The organism is Bathymodiolus heckerae thiotrophic gill symbiont, assembly GCF_900128515.1.
Lineage (GTDB): Bacteria > Pseudomonadota > Gammaproteobacteria > PS1 > Pseudothioglobaceae > Thioglobus_A.
In genome coordinates this window covers 1-14,336 of sequence record NZ_FQTP01000043.1, presented here as the reverse complement: position 1 = coordinate 14,336, position 14,336 = coordinate 1, and the positions used below count along the sequence as shown (strand labels likewise).

Below are 14,336 nucleotides of genomic sequence, written 5' to 3'. Positions count from 1 at the left end.
ACACTAAAAATTCGCTCCATTGAAGTAAAGTGGAAATCTTCATTTTCTCCAGGATCAACATGGATACGACGAATAATAAGTGTACCTACTAGCGTTACCAGTAAGCCAAACCCAATAGCCAGTAAGTAGCTAGTTCCCAGATCAAAATGCAAGCCAACATGCTTAAGACCTTTAAAAAAGGTTACTAATGAAATAACAAAACCCACCAAAAACATATAATAAGGCACGTATTTCTTAGCGTTATCGAACGGATTCTTAGTGTCAATAATAAGATTTTGCAAGCTTCTAAATAACATAAATGCTAACGTTCCTGCCAATAGCGGAGAGATAATCCAACTCATGGCAATGGTACCTACTTTATTCCAAGCAACTGCATCAACACCAACGCCTACTGCACCAAAACCAACAATGGCACCTACAATAGAGTGCGTTGTTGATACCGGCCAGCCGAAGCTAGAGGCAATCATTAGCCATGTTCCAGCTGCTAATAGCGATGCCAGCATACCGTAAACTAATAAATGCGGGCTATCAGTGAATACAGAGGCATCTAAAATACCTTTACGAATGGTGGCAGTTACTTCACCACCAGCCAAAATAGCGCCAGCAAATTCAAAAATAACTGCAATAATAATCGCTTGCTTGATGGTGATTGCGCCTGAACCTACCGAGGTTCCCATGGCGTTTGCCACATCATTTGCACCCACGCCCCAAGCCATAAACAAACCAAATACAACTGCTAAAATTAATAAAGTGTCGCCGTAATTTGCAATAATTTCCATGCTAGTCTCCTAATTAGTTATTTAGCGAGTAATACTTCAAGGCGTGAGCCTACTTTTTGTGCAGCGTCGGCTAGTTCGCCTAGCCACTCTACAGCACGATAATAAAACATCACATCGACAGGAGGAAGGCCAGCTTCTAGCGGGAATAATTTTGTACGAATAACATGCTGGATCTTATCTGACTTACTTTCTAAATCATTAATATCGCTAATAATTGAACTAACTACTTTGCGTTCACGATTACCGAAAGCTGTTTCTAATACTTCATCTAACTCGTTAACTGCTTTAAGAGCAGTTGCTGAGGTTTTAATACACACATCAGTAAGCTCAATCATGTCGTCCGAAATTTCATCTGGCATAGTCATCTTGCGGTTAATCATTAAACCTGAAACGTCTTTAGCCAAATTGGCAATAGAGTCTTGAATTAACAATAAATCCAATAGATCTCGACGAGAGAACGGCATCATAAAAGTTGATGGCAAGCTTAAGCGTAGCTTCTTTTTAAGAACATCGGCCTCACCTTCTTTGTCACCAATCAGCGATTTGATGGTTTCTGCCTCATCCCAATTCTGGGCATGAATAGCGACCATAAAACCTTTTAGCTCAGAAATACAAGAATGCACACTAGTCATGTGCTGTTGTAATGGGCTAATTGGCGATTTTCCAAATAAACCGTCAATGATACTTTTTGCCATATCGTTACCTATGTTCTTTTTGTTATCTAATTAATTGCGAATTATCTACAAAGATTTGCACATGTCAAGACTATTTTTTAATATTTTTTTTGGCCACTTTAACATCCACATCTTCGTCAAATAATATGCGTTGACCCTCGCCTTCTAAATCCTCAAACTGGCCATTCTTAACGCCTACCATTAAAAGGATTACTAATACAACGCCAACAAAAATCATGCTTGGAATTAGCCAATAAATTACATCCATTTTTTATCCTTTAATTAGTGAAATTACCATCTTAACACAATTTATTTTTAACAATTGGAGTGAGTTTTTTATGAATTTTGATAAATGTATGCAAAAAGACGTCAAATTCTTGTCCATTTGCACTTTTAAAATCAACATCAATCATTCGACTTTTTTTCATCATTATTTATTATAAAAACTAATCTTAAGATTGTTAAGAATAATTAAAGCTGAAATCGTCATAGCTGCACCCAGTATTGTTGTCCAATGCCAGGCTTCGTTTAAAAAGATAACACTCAAACCAACAGCAAAAAATGGCACTAAAAATGTAAACACACTGCCTTGCTTGGAACCTAGTCTTTGAAGGCCTAAGAAATAGACCGTTGTTGCAAACGTTGTGGAGCCGATCGTCACAATCAAAAAATTAATCCAAAACACACCATCCATTACAAAAATAGAGCCATGCGTTGGGGTGAAGAAAAATACTGAATCTATTATCACCACCATTAAATAGATATAAAAACTCAATAGCACTGGACTCATACTTTTGGCATAAGTGGTTATGATTGACATCACTGCCCAACAAGATGCTGCTGCTAGAAGATAAATACTACTACTGCTCATTAGTTCATCAATAGAAAACTGCCAAATATTCATAGTGATCAATACGCCAAAAACACCAAATAATAAGGCGAACCAATCTTTGATTTGAGTTTTATTTTGCTTACTAAATACCATTAGCACATAAACCAATACCGGCATTAATGTCGTTACCACAGCACCTGCCAAGCCTGGTGCACCGTACTTGGTACTTAGAAAATAATACTTAGAATAAAAGATTAACAATACTGCAGCAGCACTCGCAACCAGAAAATGGGCCAAACTTATTTTAAAACCAAGCTTCATCCATAGCACCACGCCAGCCATGGATAGTGTTGTGATTATATATCGATAAGTGATAAATTCATGTACGTCAATATAACGAGACAAGACACTCGCAATTGGCCAAGAAGCACCCCAAAATATCATTGCTAGCACAATCCATAAATATAGACGATTATTTGTCATACTAAAGCTAGCAAAGTTCCGGCCAATATCATTACCACGCCCACAATTTGATTAATCAATTGATCGGTATTTGGCTTTTCAAATGCACACTTAATACGACTAACAGTTGCATTAATCAAGCTAATACCGACCATTAGCCCGATACCAACGGTGGCTAGTATTTCTACAGCATAGATAAAATCAACATTTGATAAATCAATAAATGCCGGCAATATAGCAATATAGAAAATCATCACTTTTGGATTTACCAGTGAAACCAAAAGCCCAGTTGAAAGTTCGGCTATATTGCTTTTGTGCGTCGACTTAGTACTGAGTTTAACTTTATGTGAATTCCAAGCATTAATGCCCAAATAAATAAGATAAGCTCCGCCCAATACTCTCACGTAGTCCATCATTGGCATGACAAATTCTGCAAATAAATCCAATGAAAAAATAACGATTGATAAGTAAATCAAATCACCCAATGCCAAACCGACAGATAAGTAGAAAGCTGGCACAAACCCTTGCGACATACTTTTAGCAAATACCGCCAATGTACCTGGACCAGGTGTTATCACAAACACAAAGGCGATTAAAAATAACGCGATAAATTGAGCAAAATCCATAACTAATATAATGCCACAAAAATACCAACCAACATCATTGTTATACCGGTTATTTTATTCACTTTTTGAACTACCTTTGGATCCTCAATTGATTTACGCAATTTAAGGCCTAAAATATTTGCCAAACTTAATACCAATAAAACGGTAACACCAACAACAACAATTACTTCAATTTCAGTTGACAGCGTTAGGTTGTTTAAATCGATGAAAATTGGTAAAAATGATAAATAATAAATAATAGTTTTTGGATTGGTGCCGCCCACCAAAAATCCAGCAAGTAACAACTTAATAATAGATTTTTTTCCGCCGTCTGCTGAAAAACTCACCCCTAGTGAGCGATATTGTTGCAAACCAATATAAAACAAATAACTCGCACCAAAAAACTTAACATACACCATACTTTGTTCAATAAATTGTGCCAAAACACTTAAGGCAAACATAGCAATTGACACGTATAGAATATCGCCAATTACATGGCCAATTGAAAGCCACAATGCAGGAATAGTTCCATAGCGGGTAGAAGTAGCCAACACAGCAAACAAACCAGGCCCTGGAGAGATGGCGTAAACAAATGTCGCAAAGGCTAAAGATAGTAGTGTTAATAGTTCCATCTGCTATAATTCAAATATTATTTTAAACATTGATTATAGTGCCTTATGAATTTAGATTATCTTGATTTTGAACAGCCAATTGCCGACCTTGAGGCAAAAATTGAGGCGCTTTATCACATCAAAGATAAGGTTGATATTGTTGAAGAATTAGAAGCACTAAAGACTAAAAGCGGCGCATTAACTAAAAAGATTTTTACTTCCCTATCTGATTGGCAAATTTCTCAACTGGCACGCCATCCAAAGCGCCTATACACGCTTGATTATATTGATGATGTATTTGAGGAGTTTACCGAGCTACATGGTGATCGCGCTTATGGTGATGATCATGCAATTATTGGCGGAATTGCCAAACTTGATGGCCAGCCAGTGATGTTTATAGGCCAGCAAAAAGGCCGCTCAACCAAAGAAAAACTTAAATACAACTTTGGTATGCCGCGACCAGAAGGCTATCGAAAAGCTTTGCGCTTAATGAAAATGGCTGAAAAATTCAATATGCCAGTTGTTACCTTTATTGATACACCAGGCGCCTACCCAGGTATTGGTGCAGAAGAGCGCGGCCAGTCAGAAGCCATTGCTAAAAATCTATTTGAAATGTCTACTTTGTCCACACCAATTATTTCTGTGGTTATCGGCGAAGGCGGCTCAGGTGGTGCACTAGCCATTGGCGTGGCCGATACGATGATGATGTTTGAATATTCAATTTATTCTGTTATCTCGCCAGAAGGTTGCGCCTCAATTTTGTATAAAGATGCAGCCAAAGCTAATTTAGCTGCAGAATCTTTAAAACTAACCTCAACACATCTTAAAGAAGAAAATTTGGTTGATGTTGTTATTGAAGAGCCATTAGGCGGCATTCATCGTGATCCAAGTAAAGCAAAGTCTTTACTAAAATCAGCTCTAATTCAAGCATTAAGCAACATTAAAAAATTGTCAACAGAAGATCTATTACTCAACAGACAAGAAAAACTACTTGGCTTTGGAAAGTTTAAAGAATAAAGATTCCTACCTCGAGGACAAGAAAATTGTTCTCGGCCTAAGTGGTGGCGTTGACTCGGTCGTGCTACTGCATTATCTGCACACCCACTACCCAAGCTCTCTAAGAGTTATTCATTGCAATCATCATTTATCTAAACATTGCAATGAATGGCATTTGTTTTGCCAAAATTTGTGCAAAAATCTTAACATTCCGTATAAAAATGTTAATCTTCATCTTGAAAAATTAGCTAATATTGAAGAAAATGCGCGTAAAAAACGCTATTTTTCATTATCTTGTGATTTAAAAGAAAACGAAGTTTTATGCACCGCCCATCATCAAGATGATCAATCTGAAACATTATTGCTACAATTATTTCGTGGTGCTGGCGTGGCAGGACTTGCCTCTATGCCTCAGAAAAAGTCTCTGGGAAAAGGTATTCATTACCGACCAATGCTGAATATTGAAAAACAGCAAATTTTGGATTATGCAAAACAACATAAACTCAACTGGATCGAAGATGATAGCAACAAAGATATTAACTTTAGACGCAACTTTCTGCGCTTAGACATTATTCCAAAATTATCTAAAGTCTATAAAAATTTGGCAAACTCTATTGCCCGCAGTGCTAAACACCAATCTGATGCCTTAAAACTGACCAGAGAGCTGGCAAAGCTTGATATTAAAACCAACGACCTTGTTAATAAGCGTGGTCGTATTAATATTGACACACTTAATCAGTTGGAAAAATATCGAATAAAGAATATTTTGCGTTATCAGCTTAATTTATTAGGGTTTTTAGCGCCAAGCGATAGGGTTATGGATCAAATTATGGGCTTATTGTCTGCAAAAGTTGATTCTGAGCCTTTGGTGCAATGGAATGAGTTTGAAATTAGACGCTACCAGTCACAACTATATTTTATTAACAATAATCAAGATGAGCGCTTGGAAAAATGTCCAATTCAGTCTGATTTTGAAAATTTGCCAAATTTCTCCATTCGTTATCGAGTAGAAGGGCAACGTATTAAATTACCGGGAAAATCACACTCTCAGTCACTTAAAAAGGTCTTACAAGAAGCTGGAATCCCCCCTTGGGAGCGAAATTCACTAAAAATGTACTATATTAATGATGAATTACGCGCCATGGAGCGACTTGGAGACATGGAACATGCTGAGTAGCGATCAGTTATAGGCAAAAATTAGTCATTTCTATTTTTTACGAAATTTTAAAACTACTCGTTATCCAATTAACAAATCAAAGTCTTTATTGCCTTTTAAGTTCTCAAAATAAGCCTCGCCTTCTACCTCTTCTTTGAGTGTATCTCTTAAAGAAATGGCAACTTTAATATCTTCAATGGCATCGTCATACTGCCCTAGTTTGGCTTTTGCGCAAGCTCTTTGCCAATAAGCCATAGAGTATTCTTCATCTATTTCAATCGCCTGGTTAGACAACGAAAGCGACCATTTATCTTCGTCAATATCTAATAAGGCATCGGCTTTATAAGTTAATGCTTCAATATCATCAGGCTTTAGCTCTAAAATTTCATCGTAAATACTAAGCTTCTCTTGGTCGCTTTTTTCAAGAGCTGCTCGCATCCATAATGAATGCACTGAATTGGTATTAGAAATATCTTGCTGAGTGACTAATATTTGCTCTGAACGGCGCTTGAGTTTTTGCTCAATTTCATCGAGTCTTTGCTCATATTCCTGAATAATGGTCGAAATTTTTCTTGAGGTTTCTGCTTTAATATTATCTTTTACATCTTGCATAGAGCGCCAGCCAAGCAGTACTAATAGCGATGCTGAGATGGTAATAATATAAAAAATATTGGTAGTAGTTTCATATGTATAGCTCAGCGCACGATCAGAAATATCTAAGTGTGTATTGGCTACTTTTTCAGTGAGCTCAACCCTTAGATCTTGCTGGCCTTGGCGTATTGATTTCAGCTCATCAAGCACATAGCGTTCAACAAAAGGATTGTACATTGGCTCTTTAATGTCAATAGTAGATGCGCCAGAATACTCTACATTTGCGGTTGAAAACCCAGAAATAAATAGCAATAAAATTAGTCCAATTTTTTTCATATCAATACATCCTATAGACAGTTACGATTAGGCGTTTATGATACGACTATTTATAGTTAGTGTTAGTATTATTTTCTACGGCCGGTTTGGCAATGGCATTGGCAATTTCTTTTAACTCGATGCTACCAATAATGTCACCATTATCATTGGTCACATTGGCTATATGATTAGAACTGGCAACCACGCCTGGTAACACATCTTCCAGAACGTCATTTTGATGAAAACTCGGGCCATCAACAGAATTGCCTTTATTCATAATTGATTTAATTCGAATAATACGCCCACGATTAATATCTTGAATAAAATCAACAATATAGTCATCCTCAGGCTTAAGAATAATAGCTTGAGGATCACCCTGTTGAATCACCTCACCATCACGCAAAATTGCAATACTATCGCCAATTCTCAAAGCCTCATCTAAATCATGAGTAATAAAAACAATGGTTTTATTCAGCTCTTTCTGCAGCCCCAATAAAATATCTTGCATGTCTGCCTTAATCAGCGGATCAAGTGCTGAAAAAGCTTCATCCATTAATAAAATATCGGCATCTGTTGCTAAGGCACGTGCCAAGCCTACACGTTGCTGCATGCCGCCTGAAAGTTGCGCCGGATAATAATCTTCAAACCCATCTAACCCCACACGCTCTAGCCATTTATGCGAATCACTTTTGGCTTGATCTAAGGAAGTACCTTGAATCACCAAGCCGTAAGCTACGTTCTCAGCAACTGTCTTATGAACATGCAGGCCAAATTTTTGAAACACCATAGAAGCTTTATGGCGTCTAAACTCACGCAATTCGTCTTTTGACATAAGAAGCACATCTTCACCATAAGCGTTAATACTGCCTTTAGTGGGCTCGATCAATCGATTAATGTGTCTAATCAATGTTGATTTTCCTGATCCTGACAAGCCCATAATGACTGAGATTTTATGTGCAGGAATATCGATATTAATGTTTTTTAAGCCTAGCACATGGTTGTGTTTTTCGAGTAAATCAGCTTTTGACATGCCGTCTTTTACGTATTGCACGGCCTTCTCAGGATGCTTGCCAAATATCTTGTACAAGCCTTTAATGCTGATTGCAATATCACTCATGAATGATCTCCATATCGATGTTTTTGCAGTCGTTTTCCGTACTCTTGAGTAACCCTATCAAAGATGATGGCCAAAGCCACAATTGCCAATCCATTTAACAATCCAAGTGCCAAATATTGATTAGAAATAGACCTTAATACTGGTACACCTAATCCGGCCACACCAATCATAGAAGTAATAACTACCATTGATAACGCCATCATAATGGTTTGGTTAATACCAGCAAAAATATTAGGCAAGGCTAGTGGGATTTGAACACCGAATAAACGCTGACGATAACTTGCGCCAAATGCATCCGCCGCTTCCAGCGCCTCTTTGCTCACCAGACGAATGCCCAAATTTGTCAAACGCACAATAGGTGGCAATGCATAAATACACACAGCAATCAACCCTGGAACTTTACCAATACCCAAAAGCATAACAACTGGAATTAAGTACACAAAAGCTGGAATGGTTTGCATGATATCAAGCAGTGGCGTTACTAGTGCTTGTGCGTATTTTGATCTTGCCATTAAGATTCCCATTGGGATTCCAATGGCGATACAAATCAAGGTTGCCACTGAAACGATCGCCAATGTCGAAATTGTATCTACCCACATACCAAAATAACCAATTGCAACAAATGCCAAAATAGCACCAATAACAATTTTTATACTGCGACTTCCGGCCCAAGCAAGTGCACCGACGATAAACAGGATGATTGGCCACGGCGTAGATAACAACAATTTTTCAAACCACACTAAAAACCATAGCAAAGGATCAAAGAATGCCTCGATAGCCTCACCATATTCACCGGTAAACTCTGAAAAACCACTGTCCACGTTTTTTTTAAAATCTAGTAATTCATCACGACTCATTGACGGAAATTTATCAAAAAAACTCATTACAAACCTTATGTTGTTGTTAAAAAAAATGCCTGAGATTATCAGGCATTTTTCAATAGTTAAAGCGGCGTATTATTTAATTGCTGCTTTAATTTTATTTGCTGTATCGCTATCTACCCACGACTGCCAGACTTCTGGCTTAGTTAGCAAAAATTCAATCGCAGCATCTGCACCACTGGCTTGATTATCACCCATGTATACTAACATTTCATTCATATCAGAGCCTGGATAAATACGATTTTTTAAGTAGTCAGCCACTTCTGTACTGCTGTTTTTCTTAAATTGATCAGTAACCACTGTAAATACTTCTGATTTAGTCCAAGTACTTGGCTGTGGATCTGCACATTCCTCTTTCGCCAAACAACCGTCCCAATGCTCACTTCCTACAAATGGAACACCAAAGTCAAGCTTAGTCATGTTGTATTTGCCAATCAATGCAGTTGGAGACCAGTAGTAACCAAACCAGTTTTGCTCACGCTCAACCGCTTTTGACATTGAGCCGTCTAAACCAGCGCCAGAGCCTGGGTTGATCAACTTCCAGCCTTTTGCTTCCATATCGAATGCTTTAAATAAATTAGCATTGGTTAACTGACAACCCCAACCTGCAGGACAAGTAACAAATGCACCTTTTGAAGGATCTTCTTTGTCTGGGAATAAGTCTGGACGTTTAATCACGTCAAGCACTGTCTTTAACTCAGGATGCGCTTTGGCAGTGTGTGGCGGAATCCACCAACCCTCACCTAAATCTGTAATTGGACCGCCGTTTGCTGAATGAAGTGTACCTGCATCCATTGCCTTAACAAGTGGCTCACGAACACCATTAATCCATAATTCTGGTGCAATATCAGGCTGACCTTTGGTATTCATTGAGGCAAAAGTTGTCGTAGTAGCGCCTGGCACTAAACTCACATTACAGCCGTAGCCTTTTTCAAGGATGATTTTATCAACATTAGCCATTAGCTCGGCTGATGCCCAGTTCATTTCGGCAATTTGAACATCGCCACACTGATTTACAGATGCACTTGAAGTGCTTGTGTTTTCAGAAGTTGAAAGATAAGTAGCACTTGCCGCTACAATAACGAGGGCAACTATTGCCATTTTATTGATTGTCATAAAATCCTTTATTTAAGAAAGTGAAATTTATTAAAAATAAAGGGCAGAATGAAGCTAGCAACCAATTGTTTTCAATACAATTGGTAAACCATGTTAACAGTTTGGAATATATTTTTAAGGTGTTTATTACAGATACGGATTTTTAATATTGATTTTTTCCAAAATTTTCACTTCAAGTGCTTCCATTTTTTCAGCATCAGCATCTTCAATATGATCAAAGCCAAGTAAATGCAATGTGCCATGAATGGCCATGTGCATAAGATGATCATTAAATTGTTTCTTTTGTTGGGCGGCCTCGTCAATCACTACATCTATGCAAATAACCACATCACCCAAAATCAACTCGTCAATCTCAATCGGTAAATCACTTGGAAAAGACAGTACATTGGTGGTTTTATCTTGATGACGATAATCACGGTTAAGCTGTTGAATCTCCGCCTTATCGACAAAACGAATCAATAGCTCGCTATCAGCCTTGTTAAGATCAAACAATACAGCTTGCAAAACATTGCAAAAATTTGCTTCATCACTAAACTCAAAATTAATACTGTTTTGAATAACAATCACGTTAAAGATTTACTTGATAAAATGTTTTATTTTACGTTGATAATTTTTTCAAGGGCGCCTCTATAAACCCTGATAATTTTTGACAACGACAAATCCCCTTGGGTAAAATAAAATTATGCAGGCATAGTTATTCATATGTCAAATTATTTTATTTTACCCAAGGGGATTTGTCTAAGTCCCAAAGGGCAAGACTTCTAAGCTTATTAACGGTGTTAAATTTTTCAGCAATATGAATAACTATTACTTAAAAAATTGTGCCTTGTTAGCAAGCTTAGAAAGATTGCAAAATTTCATCAAGGCTTATAGAGGCACCCTTAATTAATGCCAATCGTCGAAGTTGCCATTTCAGTACCACTAGCCAAAACTTTTGATTACAAAAGCGATTGTGAGATAGCTGTTGGTGCGCGCGTTAAAGTTTCTTTTGGTACTAAAAAAGTCATTGGAATTGTACTTGCCAATAAAGAAAAAAGTGAGTTTACTCGACTTAAATCTGTCATAGAAATACTTGATGAAGCGGCCATTTTAGACAAGCCAATTTTAAATTTCCTATTTTGGGCGGCCAAGTATTATCATCATCCAATTGGTGAAGTGTTGCTGGCAGCTATGCCGAAAAACTTGCGTCTAGGAAAAGAAGCTAAAATCAAAAAAGTGACTGGCCTACCAACTAAAACTATCGAGCCTGATTTTGAAATTTCAACAGAGCAGGATACTGCCATTAAAGCTATCCTTGCCAATCAATCTGCTTATCACGGATTTTTATTGCACGGTGTCACTGGCAGTGGAAAAACTGAAGTTTATCTACGCATTACCCAAGCGATATTAGATCAAGGCAAGCAAGTGCTTGTGCTAGTGCCTGAAATTGGCCTCACGCCACAAATGATATCTAGATTCGAAAGTCGACTAAAAACACGCGTTGTGGCTATCCATTCACAACTAAATGAAACTCAAAAACTAGATGCCTATTTAATGGCTAAAAATGGTGATGCCGGTGTTGTGCTTGGTACGCGTAGCGCTATTTTTGCACCAATGCCTAACCTTGGCATGATTATTGTTGACGAGGAGCATGATGGCTCTTTTAAGCAGCAATCAAGCTTCCGCTACTCAGCGCGAGACTTAAGCTTTATTCGCGCTAAACAGGCTAATATTCCGCTAATATTAGGCACAGCAACGCCGTCTTTGGAAACCTTAAAAAATTCCATGGACAACAAGCTTACGCGCTTAACGCTGGCAAATCGAGCTGGAAATGTGGTGATGCCCAAGGTTAGTTTAATTGATATGCGCTCTAACTTTGATGGTGCGCTATCCAAACTACTGATTGAAAAAATGCAGCGTCAGTTGGCAAATAATAAGCAAGTAATGTTGTTTATTAATAGGCGCGGCTATGCGCCGGTGTACTTTTGTACGGAGTGTAGCTGGAAATCAGAGTGCAACCATTGTAATGCTGCCATGGTTTATCACCGACATATTAATCGTCTTAAATGCCATCATTGTGGCGATGAAAAAATGCCGGAACAAACTTGCCCTGATTGTGGCGAGCAAAGTTTAGAGGTTTATGGCTACGGCACTGAACGACTTGAAGAAACATTATCTTCGCACTTCCCTGATACACCAATTATTCGTATCGATCGTGACACCACTAGACGCAAAAAAGCCCTGGCTCAGCACCTAGATAAAATTAACTCAGGTGAGCCTTGTATTATTGTTGGTACGCAAATGCTTGCCAAAGGCCATGATTTTTCTAACTTGGCCATGGTGGGCATCTTAGATATTGACGGTGGATTTTTATCCACCAACTTCCGTGCCACTGAATATTTAGCGCAATTGTTAATTCAAGTATCGGGTCGTGCTGGGCGCAGTGGTGAGCAAGGCGAAGTAGTGATTCAAACCAGATATCCTGACCACCCAATGTTTAATTATGTGTTGTCAAATCGCTACACGCAATTTGCTAGCGGCCTACTTAAGCAACGCATGAGTGCAATGATGCCGCCTTTTGCCTATCAAGCACTATTATGTGCCAATGCCAAAAACAAGAAAAATTCTGAAGATTTTTTACGTGAAGTTGCCGGACTGCTTAAAAGTGTTGAAATGGACAACGTTGAAATATGGGGGCCTACGCCCAATTCAATCGAGAAAAAAGCTGATTATTATTATTTTAACCTGTACTTACAATCTAACGATAGAGCGGCGCTTCACCAAATGTTAGCCACCTTTAGTCAACATGTTGACGGCATCAAACTCAAAAACAAAGTACGCTGGTATTTGGATGTTGATCCGATTGAATAGCAATCTATTGAATTAAATGAGATGTCTTTGCCAACTGGATTAGCTTGCTTTTACTGATACTACTAACATCGTTTTTACTATAAATATCTAGCAAATAAATTTCATTTTCATTGGTTTTAAAAAAATACACCACCCTAAAACTGCCACTTTTACCACTTGGATTAGAGCTGTTTTTTAATCGAATTTTATAAAAATTATCACCTAGATTAATAGCGTTATGCTTATTAGATTCTAAAATATCGAGCAACTTCTCATAATCTAAAACAATATTTCTATATCTTTTTGCTAGATTTTTAAAAGACTTGGTGAATTTACTCAGCTGTATTATCTTTAAACTCATTGACAAAGTCCCGTGCATATAGTTTTGGCAGTTTGCCGTCAATCATCATTTTAGCTTCTTCCATCGCCTCGCCCAAACCCATATAAAACCTTGCTTCTTTTTGCTCTTTGAGTGCTCTTCTAATCGCCTCAACAATAAAAGTTGAGCGATTAATATCAAACCCCTTGGTCAATTCATCTATTTCTTCCACTAGATAAGTCGGCATTCTAAAGCCAATTTGTTTGGTTTCTAATTGTTTTAAACTATGCATTTTTATCTCCTATTGATTGTCTATTATAAACAATAATATATATTATTGTTTGACAAAAGTTTTTTTACATAATGATATTGTCGTACTTAGCGCTTGTCTCTAATGATATTTATCCCAACAATTGGATCAATATTTAGCTTTTCACAATAATTTACGTATTCCACAATATCCAACCTGCGCTCATTATTTTCTATATTCCAAATAATAGAGTGCTGGACTCCTAATATCTTTGCTAATTGCCTCATGGTTAAAGACTTCTTTTCCCTTGCCTCTTTGAGCCATTTTGTCACTCTAGGATAAGATTGGCTATGTATCGTCTTTTGCATTATTGTTTGTTCATAAAAAATGAACTAAGATATAATGAAATTCTTTTGTTCAAAAAATGTGAACAAAACAACAACCCAAACAGCAGATGGATAGTCAAAAGCCACACATTGTAAAATTTTCAGGAGGGCGTTCATCAGCAATGATGCTAATGAACTTATTAGAAAATAATCAACTAAGCCCAAAAAGAGGTGACGTTATTATCTTTAACAACACATCTGCTGAGCATTCTGCCACTTATGACTTTACTCGACAAATAAAAAATCTGTCAGAGGAAAAATACAACATTCCTTTTTTTTGGATTGAATATCAAACTTATGAAGACTCAAGTAATACCTACCAATGGTCTAGAAAACCATCTTATAAATTAGTTAATGACCAGCCCCATAGTCAAGACAACCCTGATGGCTATCGATACAAGGGGGAGGTGTTTGAAG

18 protein-coding genes and 1 pseudogene are annotated in these 14,336 nt (G+C 37.5%); 4 read left to right on the top strand and 15 right to left on the bottom strand.

The window, feature by feature from the left end; genetic code table 11:
- The 7 genes from BTHERMOSOX_RS06615 to BTHERMOSOX_RS06590 all read right to left on the bottom strand — a co-directional run.
- Nucleotides 1-779 (bottom strand): inorganic phosphate transporter (locus tag BTHERMOSOX_RS06615; RefSeq protein WP_171004673.1); only part of this gene is annotated, 779 nt, incomplete at its 3' end.
- 17 nt (nucleotides 780-796) lie between these two features.
- Nucleotides 797-1,474, bottom strand: a complete 678-nt coding sequence (locus tag BTHERMOSOX_RS06610) for a TIGR00153 family protein (protein ID WP_138120321.1) — start codon at nucleotides 1,472-1,474, stop codon at nucleotides 797-799.
- 70 nt (nucleotides 1,475-1,544) lie between these two features.
- Nucleotides 1,545-1,721: a cbb3-type cytochrome oxidase assembly protein CcoS gene (ccoS, locus tag BTHERMOSOX_RS06605; protein ID WP_138120320.1), complete on the bottom strand. Its 177-nt coding sequence runs from the start codon at nucleotides 1,719-1,721 to the stop codon at nucleotides 1,545-1,547.
- Between the two features lie 31 nt (nucleotides 1,722-1,752).
- Nucleotides 1,753-1,884 carry a hypothetical protein gene (locus tag BTHERMOSOX_RS11935; protein ID WP_283204842.1) on the bottom strand — a complete coding sequence of 44 codons (132 nt, stop codon included), beginning with the start codon at nucleotides 1,882-1,884 and terminating at the stop codon, nucleotides 1,753-1,755.
- Complete coding sequence (locus BTHERMOSOX_RS06600) at nucleotides 1,884-2,768, bottom strand: DMT family transporter (RefSeq protein ID WP_138120319.1); 885 nt, start codon at nucleotides 2,766-2,768, stop codon at nucleotides 1,884-1,886. Before BTHERMOSOX_RS06600 ends, BTHERMOSOX_RS11935 begins: the two co-directional genes overlap by 1 nt.
- Nucleotides 2,765-3,373, bottom strand: coding sequence for a LysE family translocator (locus tag BTHERMOSOX_RS06595; protein ID WP_138120318.1), 609 nt, complete (start codon nucleotides 3,371-3,373; stop codon nucleotides 2,765-2,767). Before BTHERMOSOX_RS06595 ends, BTHERMOSOX_RS06600 begins: the two co-directional genes overlap by 4 nt.
- A gap of 2 nt (nucleotides 3,374-3,375) precedes the next feature.
- A complete protein-coding gene (locus BTHERMOSOX_RS06590) occupies nucleotides 3,376-3,984 on the bottom strand; it encodes a LysE family translocator (RefSeq protein ID WP_138120317.1) in 609 nt (202 codons plus the stop codon).
- A 45-nt stretch (nucleotides 3,985-4,029) separates the two neighbouring features.
- Between BTHERMOSOX_RS06590 and BTHERMOSOX_RS06585 the strand changes: the two genes are divergently transcribed.
- A complete protein-coding gene (locus BTHERMOSOX_RS06585) occupies nucleotides 4,030-4,980 on the top strand; it encodes an acetyl-CoA carboxylase carboxyltransferase subunit alpha (RefSeq protein ID WP_138120316.1) in 951 nt (316 codons plus the stop codon).
- Complete coding sequence (gene tilS / locus BTHERMOSOX_RS06580) at nucleotides 4,955-6,136, top strand: tRNA lysidine(34) synthetase TilS (protein WP_249360628.1); 1,182 nt, start codon at nucleotides 4,955-4,957, stop codon at nucleotides 6,134-6,136. Before BTHERMOSOX_RS06585 ends, tilS begins: the two co-directional genes overlap by 26 nt.
- Before the next feature lie 60 nt (nucleotides 6,137-6,196).
- Here tilS and BTHERMOSOX_RS06575 read toward each other — a convergent pair whose 3' ends face one another.
- The 5 genes from BTHERMOSOX_RS06575 to ybeY all read right to left on the bottom strand — a co-directional run bounded on the left by BTHERMOSOX_RS06575 (nucleotide 6,197) and on the right by ybeY (nucleotide 10,702).
- The gene (locus tag BTHERMOSOX_RS06575) at nucleotides 6,197-7,042 is read right to left on the bottom strand and encodes a TPR end-of-group domain-containing protein (protein ID WP_138120314.1); all 846 of its coding nucleotides are present in this window, start codon (nucleotides 7,040-7,042) and stop codon (nucleotides 6,197-6,199) included.
- Nucleotides 7,043-7,088: 46 nt separating this feature from the next.
- Complete coding sequence (locus BTHERMOSOX_RS06570) at nucleotides 7,089-8,138, bottom strand: quaternary amine ABC transporter ATP-binding protein (protein ID WP_138120313.1); 1,050 nt, start codon at nucleotides 8,136-8,138, stop codon at nucleotides 7,089-7,091.
- On the bottom strand, nucleotides 8,135-9,022 hold the full coding sequence (locus tag BTHERMOSOX_RS06565; RefSeq protein ID WP_138120312.1) for an ABC transporter permease: 888 nt from the start codon (nucleotides 9,020-9,022) through the stop codon (nucleotides 8,135-8,137). The genes BTHERMOSOX_RS06570 and BTHERMOSOX_RS06565 overlap by 4 nt, the downstream gene beginning before the upstream one ends.
- A 72-nt stretch (nucleotides 9,023-9,094) precedes the next feature.
- Nucleotides 9,095-10,120, bottom strand: a complete 1,026-nt coding sequence (locus BTHERMOSOX_RS06560; RefSeq protein WP_138120311.1) for an ABC transporter substrate-binding protein — start codon at nucleotides 10,118-10,120, stop codon at nucleotides 9,095-9,097.
- 141 nt (nucleotides 10,121-10,261) lie between these two features.
- On the bottom strand, nucleotides 10,262-10,702 hold the full coding sequence (gene ybeY / locus BTHERMOSOX_RS06555; protein ID WP_138120310.1) for an rRNA maturation RNase YbeY: 441 nt from the start codon (nucleotides 10,700-10,702) through the stop codon (nucleotides 10,262-10,264).
- A gap of 321 nt (nucleotides 10,703-11,023) precedes the next feature.
- Between ybeY and priA the strand changes: the two genes are divergently transcribed.
- Nucleotides 11,024-12,985 (top strand): replication restart helicase PriA, encoded by a 1,962-nt coding sequence (priA, locus tag BTHERMOSOX_RS06550; RefSeq protein ID WP_138120309.1) that lies wholly within the window; start codon nucleotides 11,024-11,026, stop codon nucleotides 12,983-12,985.
- A 4-nt stretch (nucleotides 12,986-12,989) separates the two neighbouring features.
- Here the strand turns inward: priA and BTHERMOSOX_RS06545 are convergent, their stop codons facing one another.
- The 3 genes from BTHERMOSOX_RS06545 to BTHERMOSOX_RS06535 all read right to left on the bottom strand — a co-directional run bounded on the left by BTHERMOSOX_RS06545 (nucleotide 12,990) and on the right by BTHERMOSOX_RS06535 (nucleotide 13,901).
- Nucleotides 12,990-13,325, bottom strand: coding sequence for a type II toxin-antitoxin system RelE/ParE family toxin (locus BTHERMOSOX_RS06545; protein WP_171004672.1), 336 nt, complete (start codon nucleotides 13,323-13,325; stop codon nucleotides 12,990-12,992).
- Nucleotides 13,297-13,575, bottom strand: coding sequence for a ribbon-helix-helix domain-containing protein (locus BTHERMOSOX_RS06540; RefSeq protein WP_138120307.1), 279 nt, complete (start codon nucleotides 13,573-13,575; stop codon nucleotides 13,297-13,299). Before BTHERMOSOX_RS06540 ends, BTHERMOSOX_RS06545 begins: the two co-directional genes overlap by 29 nt.
- A gap of 86 nt (nucleotides 13,576-13,661) precedes the next feature.
- On the bottom strand, nucleotides 13,662-13,901 hold the full coding sequence (locus tag BTHERMOSOX_RS06535; protein WP_249360627.1) for a helix-turn-helix domain-containing protein: 240 nt from the start codon (nucleotides 13,899-13,901) through the stop codon (nucleotides 13,662-13,664).
- An 86-nt stretch (nucleotides 13,902-13,987) separates the two neighbouring features.
- Here BTHERMOSOX_RS06535 and BTHERMOSOX_RS06530 point away from each other — a divergent pair.
- A pseudogene (locus BTHERMOSOX_RS06530) lies at nucleotides 13,988-14,336 on the top strand (hypothetical protein); the annotation flags it as partial.